Source organism: Dietzia sp. B19 (assembly GCF_014145155.1).
GTDB classification, from domain to species: domain Bacteria; phylum Actinomycetota; class Actinomycetes; order Mycobacteriales; family Mycobacteriaceae; genus Dietzia; species Dietzia natronolimnaea.
Genome location: NZ_JAALED010000530.1, coordinates 1 through 1,780, shown reverse-complemented (window position 1 = coordinate 1,780; position 1,780 = coordinate 1). Strand labels below are relative to the sequence as shown.

Here is a 1,780-nt window from a genome sequence, read left to right as displayed (position 1 = left end):
TACCGTGACCCCGTCAGCGCGCAGGACCGGGTCACCGGAGCCGTCCAGTGCTTCGATGTCGATCATCCGGCCGGTTCGACCCGGGGTGTCCGCGCCGCTCTCGCGCCAACGCGCGTGTGCGGCGGTCCCCCCGGACCATTCGAGCACCCGCAGGCCCACCACCGCGCCGGGGACGTCGGGGCCGAGGGGGACGGTGCCCTCGAGATCGCCCACCTCACGCCAGGGCTCCCACGGGGCGCTGCCCGTGGTCCGGGAGGGGTCGACCCCGACGATCTCCGCGCTCGCGAGGGGGACCCACGCCCTGACCTCGCCGCCGGCGTGCTCTCGCCCGCTGACCGTGACCCGGCGCACCCCTTCGTGCCCCGCCGTCACCTCGGCGAGGATCTCGACCGTGTTGTGGTCCTGCGACTCCAGCAGGGCGTCGACGGTGAGCTCGGCGAGCGTCGTCCGGCCGAGCTCCTCCGCGGCCTCTCTCATGGTGCGCAGCAGCAGATCGGCGCCGGTCATCCTGGTACCCGGCGCCGTCCCCTCGCTCAGGTCGTCACCCCGGTACCTGCGTGTCGAGATCCACGATCCGTCGGGGAGGTGAACGGATCGGTCACCGGTACCGACCGGCACCGGTTCCAGCCAGTGGCGGGAGTGCGCGAAGGCCCGCCGCGGCGGGTCGGTCGACGCGGGAGCGGCCGGGACCATCCGCGTCCAGTCGACGTCCGCCCCCACGACATGGCCTTCGGCGAACGCGCGGAGCAGGCGACCGACGCCACCCTGTCCGCGCTCGAGGGTGCCTATCGGGGGGAGCGCGCCCGTGCCGTCCACCAGCCGTTGCAGGGCGAACTGCAGGATCGGGTGGGGAGAGACCTGGACGAAGGTCGTCACCCCGTCGGCCAGCATCGCCCCGACCGCGTCCGCGAAGCGGACCGTCCGGATGACGTTGTCGCACCAGTAGTCGGCATCCATCGGCGCGGTCAGCAGTCCGCCGGTGACCGTCGAGTAGACGGGCGTCGAGGGCGGCTCGCAGGGGATGCCGGCCAACTGCTCATGGAGTTCGGGCCTGACCGTGTCGAGAACGGGCGAGTGCCCGGCCACGTTGATGGCCGCGATCCGCCGGTAGCGGCTCTCCTCACCGAGCGACGCGCCGAACTCCTCGACCGCGTCCACCTCGCCGGAGACGACCACCACGTCGACGCTGTTGACCGCCCCGACCGTGATCCTCCCCGCCCAGGGGGCGATCCGCTCCTCGGCCTCCTGCGCGGACATCCCCACCGAGGCCATCGCCCCGACATGGTCCGGTAACAGGTCCCAGACGCGGCTCCGGGCCAGGATGACCAGCACCGAGTCCTCCAGGGACAGGGCGCCGGCGAACCAGGCCGCCGCCACCTCCCCCTGGGAGTGACCGACGACCGCGACGGGGTCGACGCCGACCGTCCTCCACAGCAGCGCGAGACCCGTCATCATCGTGAACAGGACCGGTTGGACGTTGTCCTCGGTCGAGGGCCGCTCGGGGACCAGACCGCGCAACACGTCCCGCACCGACCAGTCGAGATGCCGGCCGAAGAGTTCGTCGCACCGGTCCACGTGCTCGGCGAAGAGGGGGACGCTCTCGTAGAGTCCGGCCCCCATGCCGTGCCACTGGGAACCCTGACCGGGGAACACGAAGGCCACGCGGCCGGCCCGATGGGCGGCCCCGACGACGACGCGGTCGCCGTGGGCGACTCCCCCGGCCACGGTCCCCCCGGCTACGGCCTCGAGTCCCGCCTTCAGCTCGTCGGCCGCGTCCGCG

1 protein-coding gene is annotated in these 1,780 nt (G+C 72.9%); it reads right to left on the bottom strand.

Going from position 1 to position 1,780, the window contains the following annotated elements:
* The coding region (locus tag G6020_RS14505; protein WP_347238389.1) for an acyltransferase domain-containing protein at nt 1-1,653 on the bottom strand (1,653 nt) is incomplete at its 3' end.
* Nucleotides 1,654-1,780 lie beyond the last annotated feature (127 nt).